The sequence below is a fragment of the Lawsonibacter sp. OA9 genome, assembly GCF_022440585.1.
On the sequence record NZ_JAKNTI010000022.1, the window covers coordinates 455,823 to 472,017 of the forward strand.

At 53.4% G+C, this 16,195-nt stretch carries 15 protein-coding genes and 1 tRNA gene; 6 read left to right on the forward strand and 10 right to left on the reverse strand.

Going from position 1 to position 16,195, the window contains the following annotated elements; all coding sequences use genetic code 11:
* Positions 1 to 77: 77 nt before the first annotated feature.
* The 4 genes from MCG44_RS03230 to MCG44_RS03245 are packed head-to-tail and all read right to left on the reverse strand — an operon-like array spanning position 78 to position 5,292.
* A complete protein-coding gene (locus MCG44_RS03230; RefSeq protein ID WP_240286781.1) occupies positions 78 to 1,859 on the reverse strand; it encodes a DUF2357 domain-containing protein in 1,782 nt (593 codons plus the stop codon).
* Complete coding sequence (locus MCG44_RS03235; RefSeq protein WP_240286783.1) at positions 1,843 to 3,891, reverse strand: McrB family protein; 2,049 nt, start codon at positions 3,889 to 3,891, stop codon at positions 1,843 to 1,845. The genes MCG44_RS03230 and MCG44_RS03235 overlap by 17 nt, the downstream gene beginning before the upstream one ends.
* 5 nt (positions 3,892 to 3,896) lie before the next feature.
* Positions 3,897 to 4,781: a coiled-coil domain-containing protein gene (locus MCG44_RS03240; RefSeq protein ID WP_240286785.1), complete on the reverse strand. Its 885-nt coding sequence runs from the start codon at positions 4,779 to 4,781 to the stop codon at positions 3,897 to 3,899.
* Positions 4,782 to 4,794: 13 nt separating this feature from the next.
* Positions 4,795 to 5,292: a helix-turn-helix domain-containing protein gene (locus MCG44_RS03245; protein ID WP_240286787.1), complete on the reverse strand. Its 498-nt coding sequence runs from the start codon at positions 5,290 to 5,292 to the stop codon at positions 4,795 to 4,797.
* A gap of 142 nt (positions 5,293 to 5,434) precedes the next feature.
* On the opposite strand from MCG44_RS03245, the gene MCG44_RS03250 reads away from it, so the two are divergent.
* Together MCG44_RS03250 and MCG44_RS03255 are read left to right on the forward strand one after the other, a co-directional pair.
* Positions 5,435 to 5,523 (forward strand) — tRNA-Ser (locus tag MCG44_RS03250).
* A 540-nt stretch (positions 5,524 to 6,063) separates the two neighbouring features.
* Entirely contained in the window at positions 6,064 to 6,516 is a 453-nt protein-coding gene (locus tag MCG44_RS03255) for a helix-turn-helix domain-containing protein (protein WP_147571047.1), read from the forward strand.
* Positions 6,517 to 6,596: 80 nt separating this feature from the next.
* Here the strand turns inward: MCG44_RS03255 and MCG44_RS03260 are convergent, their stop codons facing one another.
* The 6 genes from MCG44_RS03260 to MCG44_RS03285 all read right to left on the reverse strand — a co-directional run bounded on the left by MCG44_RS03260 (position 6,597) and on the right by MCG44_RS03285 (position 12,230).
* Positions 6,597 to 7,229 carry a hypothetical protein gene (locus MCG44_RS03260; RefSeq protein WP_240286789.1) on the reverse strand — a complete coding sequence of 211 codons (633 nt, stop codon included), beginning with the start codon at positions 7,227 to 7,229 and terminating at the stop codon, positions 6,597 to 6,599.
* Positions 7,230 to 7,273: 44 nt separating this feature from the next.
* On the reverse strand, positions 7,274 to 8,050 hold the full coding sequence (locus tag MCG44_RS03265; protein WP_240286791.1) for a hypothetical protein: 777 nt from the start codon (positions 8,048 to 8,050) through the stop codon (positions 7,274 to 7,276).
* A 47-nt stretch (positions 8,051 to 8,097) separates the two neighbouring features.
* Positions 8,098 to 8,820, reverse strand: a complete 723-nt coding sequence (locus MCG44_RS03270; protein ID WP_240286793.1) for a hypothetical protein — start codon at positions 8,818 to 8,820, stop codon at positions 8,098 to 8,100.
* Between the two features lie 79 nt (positions 8,821 to 8,899).
* Positions 8,900 to 9,142 carry a hypothetical protein gene (locus MCG44_RS03275; RefSeq protein ID WP_147571043.1) on the reverse strand — a complete coding sequence of 81 codons (243 nt, stop codon included), beginning with the start codon at positions 9,140 to 9,142 and terminating at the stop codon, positions 8,900 to 8,902.
* A 169-nt stretch (positions 9,143 to 9,311) separates the two neighbouring features.
* Positions 9,312 to 10,163, reverse strand: coding sequence for a C39 family peptidase (locus tag MCG44_RS03280; protein WP_240286795.1), 852 nt, complete (start codon positions 10,161 to 10,163; stop codon positions 9,312 to 9,314).
* A 183-nt stretch (positions 10,164 to 10,346) separates the two neighbouring features.
* Complete coding sequence (locus MCG44_RS03285) at positions 10,347 to 12,230, reverse strand: TM1812 family CRISPR-associated protein (protein ID WP_240286797.1); 1,884 nt, start codon at positions 12,228 to 12,230, stop codon at positions 10,347 to 10,349.
* Between the two features lie 236 nt (positions 12,231 to 12,466).
* On the opposite strand from MCG44_RS03285, the gene MCG44_RS03290 reads away from it, so the two are divergent.
* Genes MCG44_RS03290 through MCG44_RS03305 form a run of 4 tightly spaced genes read left to right on the forward strand, consistent with a single transcriptional unit; the run spans position 12,467 to position 16,140 of the window.
* Positions 12,467 to 13,087, forward strand: coding sequence for a TM1812 family CRISPR-associated protein (locus MCG44_RS03290; RefSeq protein WP_240286799.1), 621 nt, complete (start codon positions 12,467 to 12,469; stop codon positions 13,085 to 13,087).
* Between the two features lie 15 nt (positions 13,088 to 13,102).
* The gene (locus MCG44_RS03295) at positions 13,103 to 14,152 is read left to right on the forward strand and encodes a hypothetical protein (protein ID WP_240286801.1); all 1,050 of its coding nucleotides are present in this window, start codon (positions 13,103 to 13,105) and stop codon (positions 14,150 to 14,152) included.
* Between the two features lie 28 nt (positions 14,153 to 14,180).
* On the forward strand, positions 14,181 to 15,380 hold the full coding sequence (locus MCG44_RS03300) for a Cas10/Cmr2 second palm domain-containing protein (protein WP_240286803.1): 1,200 nt from the start codon (positions 14,181 to 14,183) through the stop codon (positions 15,378 to 15,380).
* Positions 15,373 to 16,140: a hypothetical protein gene (locus MCG44_RS03305; protein ID WP_240286805.1), complete on the forward strand. Its 768-nt coding sequence runs from the start codon at positions 15,373 to 15,375 to the stop codon at positions 16,138 to 16,140. The genes MCG44_RS03300 and MCG44_RS03305 overlap by 8 nt, the downstream gene beginning before the upstream one ends.
* Positions 16,141 to 16,195 lie beyond the last annotated feature (55 nt).

The window sequence follows — 16,195 nt, forward strand, 5'->3', positions numbered from 1 at the left end:
GCTATTACACCTACTGCCGTCCTGAAGGGCAAAGGCAGCGAAAGAACTTTCTCACCTTTCCGCGTGTCCGTCTACAATTAAGGGTTCGGATTAATTTTAATGTAAAATTGATCTGCAAGTTTAACTGCATTACTTACTTCATCGATCAATCTTTCACATACTTTCTCAACTATATCTCTATCTCTCGTCGGCCTAAATGTCAAGAGGGTTACCTGATCATCAGAATATTCTCTTTCATCAAAAATATCAGGCGTAAAAGTAAAGACATGAAGTACTGGCCGACTTGAGGTAAATAGATCCAAAAATCCATTAAAAAACAGCGGGGATTTAGAATCATTATGATATGCTTTTATTTGTTCACGGCTTGACCATGTATTGCCATACCAAAATGCCTTCAAACTTCGATATTTGCATTCTATTATAAACGATCCAACATACCATCCCGACTTCTTAGAATACATATTAATACATATATCAGGACGAGTATGCTTTCCTGTAATATATAAAGGATGTCCATAAAGCTTCACTTGCTCGGATTTTTTTGGTAGGACAGAATCATATATAATTTCAACAGCACTATCTTTGTTCTCCAGCAATATCTTTGTTCCTGATTTTAAAAACGGGAACAAATGATCTTTCATAAAAATGTCTTGAACCCTCAACCCCACTTCTGTGTATTGCTGCAAAAAGGATCTGCATATACAAATATAGCACCACATTTCATAAAGCGAACTGCTCTTCTTCCACGAATAAGAATATTGAGGATCTAGTTGTACAGAAAAATTGCGCTTGTTCATCTCTAAGTACATTCTATATAGGCTGCCATATCTAGAATCCACAGCAAAAGAATGTGGTATAAACATATCTTCTGGATTTTTCACCGTTTGGAACCACTCTGCGCTTTTAATAATATTAGTTATTTTCTTTAATTTCTCGGCGGTTGCCAAATAAGATTCAAGTCCTTGGATATATTTTTCATCATATAAACTATGTTTAGGGTACCTTGTAAGCCTCTGTTTGCGATAATTTAAAGTAGAGTATATTACATCAATAAAGTGAGCGAGTTTTTCATCGTACGCCTTTACGATTTTTTTTAGTAGCCTGTTCTCTTGAATATCATACACAATATCACGCCGTGGAACCAATAGTGTATGGTTTAATGCTCCTCTCTGCAAATATTTCTTTACTGTTTCGGTATCAATTTCTCTGTTTTTGGATTCGTCTACTTCTTCATATCTTTTTTTTAGTTTGTATTTCGGCTTATCTTTTATATCTAGCAAGGCACTCATAATTGCATGAGCATTTTTGTTAATGATTAGAAATGCATACAAGTCATCTGGTGGAAGTAGACCTTTAACTTCATCTCCTAATCCAATGTTTCTTCTAACAATATCTTGTGCTAATCCTTGAATTTCTGTTTCAAGATCATCACGCATAATTTTCCACTCTTCAAGTGATAATTGCTTTGGTGCAATTTTCAGAAATGAAAAGTAGGAATTTAAGCCGCACATTACAGATATTTGAAGCACATCAACCCGAAGCGCATCATAACTAGAGTCACTTCTATAAAGCTTGATAACCTCTTCTCCAGGCGTGCAGTAAACGAATCCCTCATCATCAACCATTATCCTATTCGATGAGGGACAGCACTCTAGTGCATCTAGATACAGGCGAGCCTCTTTATCTGTGCTATTAAAGTACAGATCCATTTCATCATTTTCTTTAATTGTAGCACAATCTTCCTCAGGTTCATGGGATAATTGTATGTCACCCCATGGACCAAAATCAATTTTTTGGGCGCTTGTATTAGGATTTACAATAAGATATGCCTGAAATGGCAGATTATAAGCAGTATCCATATACCTTCAACTCTTTTTCTTTCTGAGTAATTGCTTGCCTACAACGTTCAAACTTTGAAATATCATCAAACTTATCAAGAAGCGTAATTAATGCATTCTTTTGCTTCTGCGTTTGAAACAATTCTTTGAGTTGTTCTTCAGGCCCTCTGATCTTCGTTAAGATTCTCTGCGCAACTTGGTAGTCCAGCCCTTCAGCTTCAGAAAGTACATACTCTGTATCGCCTTCAGGTAAATTTCTCAAATACATCTCAATGTTTTTGACAATACGTGGTCCTACACCTAAATTTGCATTGGTTCCATGCAAAAGCGTATGCATTTCCCATAAAAACTCGCGGATTCTAGTCTGATTTTGGAGCTGAGCATCATCTTTCTTAATAAGCTTTCCAAAGTCCTCATTTGACCACTCTGGGGTATTGGCTGCACGATATTTATCTTCTTTCCAATTATTAGGTTGAGAGTAATCTAATACCTCCAATGAAATGACATTTGCGCGGTCTAATACCTTATCTGAAAAATGATATGTAGATTCATCAATATTTACGGTTCCAACAAATTTTACATTATCACCTATTGAAACCTGCTGCGGGTACTTTGAAGAGTTATAAAGTTGGTTTGCATATTGTTCATCATAAAGTACAAGTTCTCTCGCGCCAACAGGTCTCTCAAGAATTGATAAGAACTGGCTAAAGTAGTGCTCTACTCGCGCGAGATTCATTTCATCCAAGCAAATAAGGTATAGTTTATCTTTATTTTCAGGCCTTGATGCTTCAACAATTTTATTAATAAACCCTGTGTCACTAGGTCTATACACCATATGAACTAAGTCAACATACCCCAGCAGATCGGAATCATCATTCCAAGAAGGACGAACTGGGATCATTAACACATTGCTTTTACCAATACCTAACGCTTTGGCATAGGTATCTACAAGCGCAGATTTTCCTGTTCCACTCATGCCAGAAAGTATAACTAAATTTCCCGTCTTAATTGCTGTGTGAAAATTAACTATATCCTTTGGGGAATAGAACAACTTATTCTTTTGGCTATGATAGCGGAAAAATTTAAAGATTGCAGTCTCAGACTTTTCAGTAGGCAGCTCGCGAAGATCGTCACTCGGTGGTTCTTGCACAACAGGTGCACCTTGAGAAACTTTATTTTGTTGATCGCTATCGCTTTCTTCCTGCTTAGGTAAATTTGCAGTTAAAGCTTCTTGCGCTACATGGGCAGCATTATTTTCTTCTACTTTTTGAGCTATTCTATTAATAATATCAATATATTTTTTCTCAGCAATGTGAATAACAGATGGGTTACTTGGACTTTGAACGATATATTCAAGTATGTCATCATCTTCATCATCCAAATTAATCTCGCAGTAATTCTCAATGTTAATTTGAATCATTAAACTGTCCATAGCAGTGCGAGATGCTGACTTTATAGGACCAATTGCACACATCTTTCGGCTGTCGCTCCACACAATAAATTCAGGGAAGCTGGTAGCATCATTAATCTGGAAATTATAGATGCGTCCAACTGTTTTGTTCTCTACTAAACGCTGAAAGAACTCCCCAAAGTTATCATATTCTCTAAATAAGGGCCAGCTACCATTTGCATCGATTTTATCACACTGCGTTTTCCCAGAAAAACAAGGAATTGCAACAAATTTCGTATTTTCATCAATCACCAATGGCCGAGTAAGTACATCTGCAACATCTACCTTTACATTCCCCATCGAATCAATCTTATGAGAGAATACAAATAAGGATTTTGAATAGAAATCAGAAAAAGCCTTTACACGATCTTCCGGCGCACTATACTGATCATCGACGAATTCTAAATTACGAATCGAACTAATATATCCTGTGAACTGCTCCTCAGCTACATCGTTTTTAGTTGAAAGAGATTTTATCTTATATTGAATATCGCCAGGCTTGTTAATAAAAACTGCTGTTCTTCCATAGTCCTCAAATCCTTTAATTTCTTCATCTTTGGCCAAACGACCAACCATTTCTATATGTTTAAATTCAATAGGCATAATCGTTACCTCCCATTTTCCAGATAATCTATTAGTTCTGCATGAGTACAGAATACGTGAAGTTTTTCTTGAATATAGTCTAACTTTTGAATATATCTTCTACTTGTAAATGGCATATCATTTGGTACATATAAAATTTCAGAATAATCACCGACCATGTGATTCAATTCCGTGATCTGGTCATATGGCAATACCATAACCCCTGCAAAGGACTGTTGGAGCGAATTAGAAATGACTAAAATTTTTCTGCTTTGCATATAGGTTATACGGCTCAGTCTGTTACATTCTGTTTCTAACTTATCTATTTTTTCCTGCATAGAAGATACTATTTCTTTGTGCTCTTTATCGCTACGTTCCACATCTTTTTCTAGTAAAGTTACCTTCTGCTTTTGTGATTCTAATTCTATACGTAGGCTTTGATTTTCTTCGTTTAAATCTCTTAGTTGCTCTTTTGCCTGTTCCAATTCTTTATACGCTGTAAGGTATTTTTTTCGGAATTCATCAGATTTCTTTTTACTTTTCCCATCAGCTATAACTATATTTTTTGTCGGTATTTCAATTTGATTGCTTTCCATTAATGACATCAATTTAGTTTCATCTGCTTTGTTTACTTGGATTAAATATGCAAAGCAGGTAACCGCTGAATCCGGCGAAAAATTATTAATTGCATCTTCTTCATCAACGTATGTTGTAGAATAACATTCCTTTAATATGTCAAAAAGTACTTTCTCATTTTTGGAAAAATGTAACGCAAGCAACCTAGAAGGAACATCTTTTAAAGTACGAAAACCATCAATTCTGATCTTATGTTTTTGAATATGTCCAAGTAAGACGGACTTTTCTTTTGGACTTAGATACTCCAAAAAGTTACAGTAAAAGTTTTGTGTCATATACTTTTAAGCCTCACTCTGTTTCCGCAATAATATCGCGGTTTTCTTTCTCAGCATCAGATGGTACAAAATCAATGATGTCTCCAAAGTTTACATGGAGCATGGCACAAATACGGCAAAGAATACTTAGTTTCACTTCTTCATCTCTTCGTAATTTGGTCATAGTATTTGGCGCAAGACCTGCCGCTTTTCGTAAGTCTGCTTTACTCATTTTCTTATCAATTAACATTTTCCAAAGTTTACTATATGAAACACTCACAATCTTCACCTCCGCATAGATTTTATTAATATTATTATACCATATTTCGGCATCTATCTCAATAAAGCTCGGCTTAATCATAAGATATAGACGAAAGGAGATGGCACCGCTTGGCAGTGTCCTCTCCTTTCGTCTATTATGGACTTGCTGGCTGTATCGTGCCGAAGCTCCACTATTTTGAGTGGCAGTAGTAAATTGGTAGTAAAAGCAGTCTGTAATTTTGAAAAAATTGAGGAATATCAAGCATTCCACGGTTTTCGGTCAAATCCTGCCGTGGCATACGAACAGGATACGATACATCGTTTGTCCTTTCCTGGAGAGAGAACAAGAAAGTGCTTGATTTCTCCCCAATAGTTTGATATCCTATCACATAGACTTAAATGTGAATCCAAATGGAGACGTATCGAAGTGGTCATAACGGGGCTGACTCGAAATCAGTTTGCGGGCAACCGCACGTGGGTTCGAATCCCACCGTCTCCGCCAGCTCGTCGCAAGCGTCATATCGCTTGCGATGAGCTTTTTCCTTCCAGGACAAAGCTCATCGCGCGCTCATTCTGCTGCTTCTCGCTTCCAAAGCGCAACCGCTTGCGCTGGGTTGCGCTTTGGGGCTGCCGCACGGCAGTTTTGTTTTATCAGGGAAAAAATATCGATTTTAACCGCCCTTTCCAAGTCGGAGCAAACGTTATATCGTTTGCTCCGACGTCTTTTTATGCCTGTGGCAAAAGAGACGTCATTTGTCCGCTCTCCTATGCCAACGGTTTCAAAAGTCAGGGGGGCTCATAGTTCACCTTACCACCCAGCTATTATTCTGGCGGGAAATACCGTTTGACACTGGTATGAGCAGTTCCTATTTTACCAGGAAGGACTATGGTGTCAATAGGAACAGAAGATAGGGGCAGCGACGACAACAAGAGAGGGCCGTCCACATGAGTACGTGGACGGCCTTCGCATACCTCTTTCCAATGAGGAAAAAAGGAGGTATAATAGGCTCTGGAAGACAACAAAACCAGGAGGGAAATGACCATGATCACATTGGCACAGCGAATCGAGGAGTTGAGGACCCAGCGGGGAATGAGCCGGCCTGGCCTTTCCGCAGCTCTGGGCCTTCCTAAGAACGCCATTGAGAAGTTTGAAACGGGCCGCCAAACACCCAACCAGGAGCAGCAGGAGAAGCTGGCCGCCTACTTTGGCGTGTCCATATTTTACCTCCGGGGAGAGAGCGACGACCGTACCCGTCAAGAAAGCTGGCTAGAAGGCGCGTACCAGGAGGACCCGGTCCAATCTCCCCCTCCCAGGCGGGAGCCTCGGAGTTCCGCCCAGTCTGTGGGAGGAGAGGGAACTGTGTTCGATTCCTTCCTGCGAAGTGCTCCCTTTCAGGAGCTGGTGCGGACGATGGTACTAGAAGTGCTCCGCTCTCCCGAAGGGCAGGAGCTCTTGTCTCGGACTGTCCGTCGGGAGCTGGACAGACAGAACTGAAGGCGCTCTGATTTCGGCGGAGCAAGGGCGTTTCCTCCTGATACTGGAGGAAACGCCCTTTTCTCTTCCTCCGGCGAAGCTCACGCTGCCCCTCCCTTCTGCGCCCGCTGGAGGGACTGGAGCAGTTGGCTATCGTCTGGGGCAGACAGAAGCTCCACTGCCAGGGCTAGGTCCTGCTCCGCTTGAGCGGACTCCAGCAGGGTGTTTTGGAGCTGCTGGTAGAACTGGGTAAGCGCCTGCCCCGTCAGCTGGTTCGCTGCTGCCTGTTGGAGCAGAGAATCCTTCCGACCACGGAGCTGGTCCCGGCGTGCCTCCAGCTGCCCCTTTTGCTGGGTCAAAAAGGCGCGTAGGGAGGAGGCCAGCCGCCCCAGTGCGGGGGAAAGGGGGGCGGCGGAACGGGACGGAAGTTCAGAGGGAGAGGGGGCTCCATCCGAGGGCGGAGCAGGAACAGGAGCTGGGGCGGAGCCCGCCTGTACCTCTGGCCTGGGTGTGGGGAAACAGTCAAAGGGCCGCAGAGGGGCGGGGGTGGACTTGGTCCTGGCGGCGGGTTCCATCTGCCAGCAGCTGCCGGCCATGGCAGGGCACTTCATTACTTCCCTGACTTTATCCAGAGTGAGCGTGTCGGCCCGGTCTGGGCAGTCGGTCCGGCCGCCAGGGACCTGGGCCGCATAGTAGCGCTGATTCCGGTCCTTCAGCGTGTAAAGTGTATCCATCTAAAAAACCTCCATTCAAATCAAATCATCACCGGGTGTGGGATTCAGGCTACGGGGCACAGGGGTCTGCCCCAGGCCTTAAGATTGGCCTGATCCCGGGATACACCGCTGATCTGGAATAGGATCTGGTCACCCGCTGCCGCCTGCCAGCCATCCGGGCGGGGGGAGATGGCATTGAAGCCGGGAAAGATCTGGAAGAAAATAGAGGCGTTCCGAGTGCCCACGACACGTGCCGGGAAGATCAGGCCGGGCTCCAGCTCCTCCAGGAAGGGATAGTTGAGGTAGTTCTCATCCTGGGGGGAGCGGAACCAGAGCCGCTGATGGGGAGAGGAGTTGGCGAAACAGACAGGGAGCAGGTCGCCCACGGAGACCTCCTGCCCCTCTGTGGGGCGGTAAAACTCCCGGAGGAGGATGGCGGGCTGATCCTCCACCATCAGAAAGAAGCACTGCGGGGAGATGCCCATTACCCGGCCCTGGTAGACTTGGCGGCGGTCGGGATGAAGGAAGAGGCGGTCATAGATCAGCTCCTGGGCCCGCCGGCGGGAGGCCGTCAGGCTGCCGTCTTCCTCAAGCCCGCGGAGGACCACCCGGAAGCCCGGCTGCAGGTCCCGGATGGACACGGGCTTATTCAACCGGTCCACCTGATTGGCGGGGACGGAGCACATCAGGGGCTCCGAAAAGCCGGGCACATCCACCAGGGCCAACAGAGAAGGGAGATGCTCCTCGGAGCGTAGGTACTTGAACAGCTTGGCGGGCAGCATTGCCTCCTGACTGATCAGAGTTTGGAGCTGGAGCTTCTGCTCCTGGGTGTAGTTTCTCATCATAAAACTCCTTTCTGTATACAAAAAATGAGGATAGAGGGATAGAATCAAGCGGTGTGGAGCTGTTCAGGGACCAACTGAGGTAAAAGCTCATACTCCACAGAGCAGGAGAGGAGTGTCTGCCAGCGATGGAAGCCGTCCTGGGGGGAGAAATCGGAGCGGAGGAGGGGGGTGTCCCCAAGCAGCAGCTTCAGCTGGGACAGCATCTGAGGGGGCAGAACAGCCCCCACAAGGTCGGCCATAGGCAGCAGAGGGAGCAGGTCAGCTACATCCCGGATGGGGAGGGGGTACTGGAGGACCGTCACTGGCCCGCAGTCGGCCTGGAGAGCGTCCAGGGCCGGCTGGGAGAGCTGGTGGCGGGACAGCCAGAGAAAGACACGGCCAGACGCGGGGGGAAGGGAGAGCTGGGCGGCGGGAAGCTCCTCCACGTCGCAGCGGAGCAGCCTGCGCCAGCCCACAAACCGCTTTTCGTACTCGTCTTCCGGCAGCCCGCTGCAGTAGCTGGGGACCTTGCGCCCGGTGGCGATTCTCTGGGAGGCCCGGAACAGGACCGGAAAGCGGCCGGCGGCGGTGCGGAAAACCTGGGCGGCCTTGGGCAGAGGCAGATTGACTACCAGAGATTCCACCCGGCTGCCCCGCAGATGGAGCTGCTCCTCCAGCGATTCCGGCTCCATAGGCCGGATGAGAAGAGGCGCTCCGGACCGCTGGCAGAGGTCCTGGTACTCCTCCTGGTGGATGGGAGAATGAGAGATCCAAAAAATTTCTTTCATATCTATAACCTCCTTAATGTATCATATTGGGACGGAATGGGGGAAGTCAGGCGGCGGCTCCTCCAGAGGCCGGCATTGACTAGGGGAGGGGGTCCAGAAAGGAGAGGGAAAGAACGTCCCACTGGGCCAGGTCCATAGCCTGGAGGGCGGTCCGCAGGCAGCGGTAAAAGCCCTCCGTCAGCCTGGGGTCCAGGTCGTGGGTCTGGTTATAGTCCAGTAACTGCTGGAGCTGCTCCTGCCGGCGGTCCAGCTCCCGATGGGCCTGAACACTCTCGCGCCGAACCATGGCGGCGATGGAATGGGACAGAGGAGAATGGTCCATAGCGACCTCCTTTCTTTCAACGGATGCCGGGCCGCTGTGACTTACAAGGTACTGTCCGGCTCCGGGAGCGGGAGAGAAGGGAAACAGAAAAATTATTTTTCCCACCGCTTCCGGTGCCCAGGGTACTGTCCGGACGGAAATGAGGGAGAGAAGCGAGCTGGGAAAAAAGTTACCGCACTACCACGGCGTGCTGCCGGACCAGGTACAGAGGCTCCAGCACAGAGGCGTCCTGCCAGTAAAAGTAGTCCTGCCCCTGACACTTCACGTTATAGGGGTCGGCTACATTGTACTGGTCGGTCTGGCTGTCATAGCCGCACAGAAGGACTGCGTGGTTGTTTCGCAGCAAGGTCTCCTCATGGTCCCCCATGCGGTAAGTGCGGTAGTATGGCTCCGCCCACCAGAGAGTGACATAAACCACGACCGGGTTGCCTGACAGCAGCTCTCTCTGGAGCTCCTCCACAGACCGTCCAGAGAAATCCGCCACGTCTCCGTACTTGCGCCCGTACTCCGCCAGCTTGGCGGGGTAGATGGTGGTGCGTTTGCTCTGGTCGGGCTGATAAGGGGAGCCGGCAAAGCCCTGGGCGGGGTCGTACTCATGCTTGGGCATGGCGTCCAGGAAGGAGCGCAGGTCTACCTCCTGGGCATAGCCCTTGGCCTTTAGCCCCATGAGCAGGGAGGTGGGCTCGCAGCCTACCGGGGCGTACACCGGGGTCACCTGGCTGATGTAAGGGGTGTCGATCACCCGACGGTTGGGCAGGGCGGGGGCCGCGGGTTCCACCGGCTGGGCTTCCTCCGACTCGGAGGGCTGCTGCATCAGGGCCAGCAGAGGGTTGGGCCCCAAAAGGGTGCCCAGCAGGTAGAGAAAGGAGGACGCGCCGTCCACCCCCGCATGGGAGAGGAGTGGGACGACCGAAGAAGCGGTACTCTGGCCCGCCGCCTCACCGGCGGCGAAGGCGGCGGGGAGTGAGGTCGTGATCAGACTGATGGCCAGGAGGAGGGCCGGGAAACGGGAGTTTTTCATCGTGGATCCTTCCTTTCTAACAGCGGCCTGGGGCCGCTGGGGATATCCGGCAGGCGCTGGACCGTACAGTTACCCTATCCGGAGAAGGATCAGTCAGAGAAGTGAAGCAGGAAACTTTTTTTCATAGAGAAATGCCCCGGCTGTTCAAAAAGAACAGCCGGGGCATTTTCCTTTGAAATAAGTTCAGAGCATCCTAGCATTGGTCTTTTTCTGGAGCTGGCGCAGGAGGTCCTCTGTGACCTGAGGGGATGGGGACTCCGGCGGCTGGGGGAGTGGAGCGCCGCTGGCGGCCTTGACCTCGCGGCCCAAGTGCTCCAGCCGGCCCACAGACTCCAGGAAGAAGGAGGACAGCTCCTGGGTGGTGAGACGGCCCAGGTTGGCATGGTAACCCAACCGGTTCAGGGCATGCATCTTGCCCCGGTTACTGGAGTCGCCCAAGGCGTGGTTGATCTGGTTGCGCATCAGGTTGACATACTGGTTGTCCAGGGCCAGGCGGACAAAGACCGCCACCGACGCACCGGGACGAAGCCGGAGCTTCCGGCGGTCCAGCAGGTCCAACACCACCTGGCGGTAAGGGGCGGCGGACAGCGGGGTGAGGAGAATCCGGCGCAGACGGTCGCCATTGTGTCCGGGATCGGCCAGCCGCTCCAGTACATCGGCCATCTGGCTATCCTTTTTCCAGTCCTTTTGAAGCACTGGCAGAGCCAGATCCAACTGGTCCTGCTGGGCCAGATAAGACAAGCTGCCCTCTCGGGTCCGCCGCTGTCCAGGGGACTGGAACAGGGCCCGGAGAAGGTGGACCAAAGCCTGACTATCCGCGGGCAGGCAGGGCAGGGCGGGGGGAACGGCCTGTCCCTCCACCGGGTCGGCGGCCGCCTCTACCATCAGGGCCACCCGCGTCTCCGGCTGGGACAGGGCCCGCTGGAGGGCCTGCCGTCGCTCTGCTCCGGCGAGCTTGGGGAAGGGGGCGTTTCCGTTGGAAAGGGCCCAGCGCTCCAGCTCGCCCACCAGATGGTAGGAGAAGCTCTGGAAGCAGTCGGAGTCGGTGATCTCTCTCTGGGACCTGGCGTAGAAGGGCTCACGGGACAGCAGCTCCCTGGCCTCGGGGGATACCAGAAGATAGGGGGTCTCCCCCTGAGTCATGGCGTGGGCCAGATGCTCATTATAGATGGTCATGGCCTGCTGGATCATCCGGTTTTGGGCGCACCAGCGGACCAGACCGGTTATGGTAAGCTTCCGGTCGCCAAAGCCCAGTTCCTGCCGAAAGACAGGGAGGAGAGCGGATAACAGGGGGTGGCTGTCCTGGAGTGCTCCACACCGGTCCAGGTCGCGGTTCAGGTTGGCAAGCATCTGCTCCAGAAGGTCCAGGTCCGCCCGACACAGTCGGATGGCCTCGGTGAAGGCCTGGAGGTCACGGATCAGGTCCTGTACCTGAGGTGCGGGGTCCTGGGCCAGCACCCGTACCAGAGTGTCGGCGCTGCCAAAGGAGGTGAACTCATGGAGACCGTTGATGATGTCAAAGAGCTGGGGCACATTGGCCAGCTCCACCACCGCGTTCTGGCCGTTGACGATGCTGCTGTATACCACCTGCTCCACCGAGCAGTTTTTATAGGACAGAGCACGGGTGAGGAGCAGCATAAGAAAGCTGACGTTCCGGGGGCCGCCTGTCACATCCAAATAAATTCGGTCCCTGGGCTGGATGTCGGTCAGCAGGGCCCGGAGGGCCTGCTCCATGTTCGGATTGGCCGGGTCGTAGTCTCGGGGCGTCATCTGGGGCTGGGGCAGCTCCCGGTCTTGGCAGAAGCGGGCCACCCGCTTCTGGAGGTACTCCTCAGCAGTGAGAGATCCCTCGCGGCCGCAGTCCACCTGGTCCTCCCTTACTTGGCGGGTGCGCAGGTACAGGATCTCATCCACCGGGGCAAAGGTGGTCAGCAAATAGTAGAGCGGAGCCTCGTTCGTGTGAGCTCCAGACAGGGGCGGCCGGCCCTGCTGGCCGGGATAGCGGTATAAACGTTCGGTCAGGCCAGGGCGCAGATCGCTGAAAAAGCTGATGATCCGTGTGGACATGGGGACACTCCCTTTTAGCTTCCGCCGGAAAATAATCATAATTATTATAGCATCCCAACATCTTTGGAACAAGGGAATCCCGCTTCTCTGGTAAAAAAATGTCCGGATAGGGGAGAAGAAGGGCCGGATAGGTCTGTCAAACGGAGAGGATGTGTGCTACAATATGTAAAAATGGCCCGTTATGGCTCCGTAATTGGAGCCAGGAGGAAAGATCAAACAGAAAGGACCGCGTTCCCATGAAGAAGTTTATTTGTGTCATCCCCAGGCAGAAGGCCGGGGACCTGAGCAACGTACGCTACCAGGCCCAGGGGAATCGGGCGCTGGACTACCCTGGGACCACCCGGTTCCCGGTGATCCCGCTGATCTGGGGCTATGGCCAGGAGGGAGAGGAGATCCGTGTTATTGCCCTGTCGGCCGACTATGACAACTGCCGCGGTAATCTGGAGCTGCTTGAAGAGGAGCTGGAGGCCCTCCGCAAAGACAGGGGACTCTCCTGTCCCAAGGGGGTGGAGGTGGTGGAGGTCCCCTTTGACGAGAGCCTGGACAGCCATATCGCCACCTTTCAAAAGCTGATCGACCGGACGGAGGACGGGGACGATCTATATGCCTGTCTTACCTTCGGAAGCAAGCCCACCCCGCTGGTGGAGGTGATGGCCATGCAGTATGCCTACCGGATCCACAGGGATGTGACCATCACCTGCGCGGTGTACGGCCAGATGGACCACAGCGTCCAGCCCCCGGCGGCAAAGCTCTATGACATCACCGCCCTTATCACGCTGGACGACATCGTGCGCCGCCTGGCGGAGCAGCGGGTATCCGACCCCAAGGCGGTACTGGACCGCATCCTGAACCTGTGAGGGGAGGGAAGCGGGATGGAAGAGAGGACAACAGGACCGGCGTTCACCCGACAGGAGCAGCGGGTCAACCAGCTGGCCGCCCAGTATGTAGAGCTGGTGAACAGAGGCCAGGACCGGAACAGCGAGCGGCTGACCGCTCTGTCCACCCAGATCTGGCTGGGCACGGTGGAGGCTATGGAACGGACCTTGGGGGGCCGAGCTCTGGACCAGGAGCGCCGAATTGCCAACAGCGGGCGGGATTATGAGGAACAGGACCTAAAGATGGAGCTGCTCACCGAGCTGATCATGAACGGCCTGTCCGGTCGGCCAGGCCAGGAGGGGGAAGGGGTTCCTCGTTTTGATCCGGAGCGGGCCCCCTGGCTGGTATATATCGCCAAGGGAATGAAATGGAAGCAGTCTGACTTCATCCGCAGGGAGCGGGACGGTGTGCCTGAATTGACCCATGGGGAGCGCCAACGCATCCGGGAGGCGGACCCGGACCGCAGGGACGAGGTGCGCCGGGCGGTCTACCGCGGCATCAGCGCCCTCTCGCTGGATGTACCGATGGGGGAGGAGGAGGCCACGCTGGGCGACATGGTCCAGGACCCGGAAGGGCTGAAGACCCTGGAGCGGGTGGAGGAGGACAGTGTGTTCGCCTCCATGGCCTGTGAGCTGGCGGCCAAGGTGTTCCTGCTCCAGCAGGAGCGGGGCCGGTCGGTCAGGAAAGACGTGGTCATTGCCTATTACCAGCTGTTTTTTACCGATAATGTGACCCAGATGGCCAGAGAGGGCTGGCTCCGCCAGGTGCGCCACCCCAGGGAGCTGTTTCGCAGTATGGACTTGGATTTTCTGGACCACTGCATGACTTGTGTGTGCCGCACACTGACGGAGCTGGGCCGGACGGCCCTGAAGGCATACCGGCTTCTGGTCCCAAAGCGGGACAGCGGAGCGGAGCCCCCTCTGCCCCTGCCCACAGACGTATATCAGGCATATGTGGCTCTGGCCTGGGGGAAGGAGGTCACCACCCGCAGCATCGACCTCCACCGGCAGAATTACAGGAAAACAATGGCTATGGCCATCCGATAAAAGGCTTCTAGCGGAGAGGAGGTCACCCATGGGGGAGCGGTACGGCTTGTTTTTTGAGGAATTTCCGGCAGATTACCCGGAAAAAAGCCGGGCGCTGCTTACCGGGTTTGCCCTGTCCGGCATCCAGGGCTATCTTTTTGGCAGGATAAACGGGGAGTGGACCCCGGCCAGGGTGCGGCGGGCCTCCCGCTATGTGTCCCTGGCGACGAAGGCGGTGGGGGACTATCTGGTCCGGGCCATGGGGGGCTACCGCCCCCATCCATTGATGATGAGCAGCGGAAAGGGTTGGCTCCTCACGGCGCCTGGGACGCCCCTGGAAAAGCTGGAGAGGGAGCTGGTCCGGCTGAAGCGGGGGCTGTTTCTGGCCTCCGGCGGCCGGCTGGAGCTGGAGGCGGGCACGGTCCCTGTTGTACTGGTCCGGCCTGGGGGCAGACGCCTGATGGGCGGGCCCTGGCCGGACGGGATGGCCCAGGTCCACCGGGCCATGGAGCGGGATAAGTTCCAGAGCCGGGCCCTGTTCGGGCTGGATCGGGCGAGGGACCGGATGCCCTGGCTGGAGCCTGCCGCCCTGCTAAAAGGGGAAGGAGAGCTCCTACCGCCTCCCTGGGCACGGCCTGGCCTGCTGAAGCTGGACTTGGACAACCTGGGCCTGTTCTTCTCCGCCTTCGGCACCGTGGACCAGAGGGAGGCGGCGGGACAGGCTCTGGACCGGGCCATCCTGGGGGCTGTCACCCACCTGGAGGAGCTATATCCCCTCTTTGCCGGAGGGGATGATCTGCTGCTTCTGTGCCCACCGGAGCGGGCGCTGTCCGTGGCCGCCGCCCTGCGGCGGGAGCTGGAGCGGCAGATCGAGGGGGAGGCGGCGCTGGAGGCCTACCGCCCTCGCTTCGGCCTGTCCTGCGGCTGTCTGCCCTCCTTCGACCCCAGGCTGCCCGCCCTGTACTATTTGGATCGGGCGGAGGGACAACTGGAGCTGGCCAAGGCCCAGGGAAAAGACCGGCTGGCGATGGGGGGCAGGACCTTGAGCTGGGTACAGGCGGAGGAGCTGGGCCGGCTGCTGGAGGAGAATGAATACCTGTTCCGGCAGCTTGGCCGGAGCGCCCATCACTATGGAGTTCCCCAACTGCTCCTCCAGGATATTTTGGACCACAGCGGCCGGGACAGCGACCGGGCACAGGCCCGTGAGCTGTTGGCTCTGTTTGGCAGAGAGGAGATCCCATATGGCTGACAAGGCGCTCCGCCTGAAGATGGAGCGGGGTCAGTGCATGGATCTGTTTCCGGTACCGGCCTCCGCCGTGGCCCAAGCTCTGGCCCCCTTTGGGCTGGAGGAGAGAGACGCCCTCAGCGATCTGCTGCCTGAAGGGACATTTTATAGTCCTCTGGGGCTATCCGGTGTCCAGAGCGGGGATCAGGGGGATGCTGCTAGCTATACGCTGGGTAAGAAGCTGAAGAAAAGCCAGTATGTAGCCCGGGCTCCGGGCCTGCTTCGGATGCTGTTTCAACCCTGGTTCTCTCAGGAGGCATTGGACCGGCTGGCCGCTGGCCGCTGGCGCTGTGAGAACGGGATATTGGCTCCGGCGGAGCTGGGGGAGGTGCGTCTTCCCCTCCCACGGCCTCAGGCCCGACTGGACCGGGGCGGGCTGGTCCACCGGATGGTGTGGGAGGCGGACCAGGATCTGACGCTGGAGGTGTTCCTGCCCCGGGAGCTGGCGCTGGCGCCGGGGCGTGAGCTGGAGATGGCCGGCGCTGTGCTGACTGTGGAGGGGCAGATGGATGTCCCCCCGGCGGCCGGGGAACGCTGGCTGCTGCTGTCCGCCGGTATACCCGCCAGACCGGAGGAACTGCCCTCAGAGGATGGGGCTGGCAGCTGGCGGCTCTGTCTGGCGGAGGGGGGCCCCGCCTTAAAGCCAGGGAGCTGGCTGCGGTGGCCGGGCGTGCTGCCCACAGACTTTTGGGTGGGGCGGCCGCCCTACCTGTTCCGACTTTAGCCAGAGGAGAGGTGAACGGGGTTGATCCATAAAAAGAAAAACGGACAATACAGAT

Bases quoted from the DNA above. Each gene is read 5' to 3' on its own strand.
- MCG44_RS03235 (WP_240286783.1), bottom strand. From the start codon at position 3,891: ATGCCTATTGAATTTAAACATATAGAAATGGTTGGTCGTTTGGCCAAA.
- MCG44_RS03295 (WP_240286801.1), top strand. From the start codon at position 13,103: ATGGAAGAGAGGACAACAGGACCGGCGTTCACCCGACAGGAGCAGCGG.
- MCG44_RS03275 (WP_147571043.1), bottom strand. From the start codon at position 9,142: ATGGACCATTCTCCTCTGTCCCATTCCATCGCCGCCATGGTTCGGCGC.
- MCG44_RS03285 (WP_240286797.1), bottom strand. From the start codon at position 12,230: ATGTCCACACGGATCATCAGCTTTTTCAGCGATCTGCGCCCTGGCCTG.
- MCG44_RS03300 (WP_240286803.1), top strand. From the start codon at position 14,181: ATGGGGGAGCGGTACGGCTTGTTTTTTGAGGAATTTCCGGCAGATTAC.
- MCG44_RS03280 (WP_240286795.1), bottom strand. From the start codon at position 10,163: ATGAAAAACTCCCGTTTCCCGGCCCTCCTCCTGGCCATCAGTCTGATC.
- MCG44_RS03240 (WP_240286785.1), bottom strand. From the start codon at position 4,781: ATGACACAAAACTTTTACTGTAACTTTTTGGAGTATCTAAGTCCAAAA.
- MCG44_RS03290 (WP_240286799.1), top strand. From the start codon at position 12,467: ATGAAGAAGTTTATTTGTGTCATCCCCAGGCAGAAGGCCGGGGACCTG.
- MCG44_RS03270 (WP_240286793.1), bottom strand. From the start codon at position 8,820: ATGAAAGAAATTTTTTGGATCTCTCATTCTCCCATCCACCAGGAGGAG.
- MCG44_RS03230 (WP_240286781.1), bottom strand. From the start codon at position 1,859: ATGGATACTGCTTATAATCTGCCATTTCAGGCATATCTTATTGTAAAT.
- MCG44_RS03305 (WP_240286805.1), top strand. From the start codon at position 15,373: ATGGCTGACAAGGCGCTCCGCCTGAAGATGGAGCGGGGTCAGTGCATG.
- MCG44_RS03260 (WP_240286789.1), bottom strand. From the start codon at position 7,229: ATGGATACACTTTACACGCTGAAGGACCGGAATCAGCGCTACTATGCG.
- MCG44_RS03265 (WP_240286791.1), bottom strand. From the start codon at position 8,050: ATGAGAAACTACACCCAGGAGCAGAAGCTCCAGCTCCAAACTCTGATC.
- MCG44_RS03255 (WP_147571047.1), top strand. From the start codon at position 6,064: ATGATCACATTGGCACAGCGAATCGAGGAGTTGAGGACCCAGCGGGGA.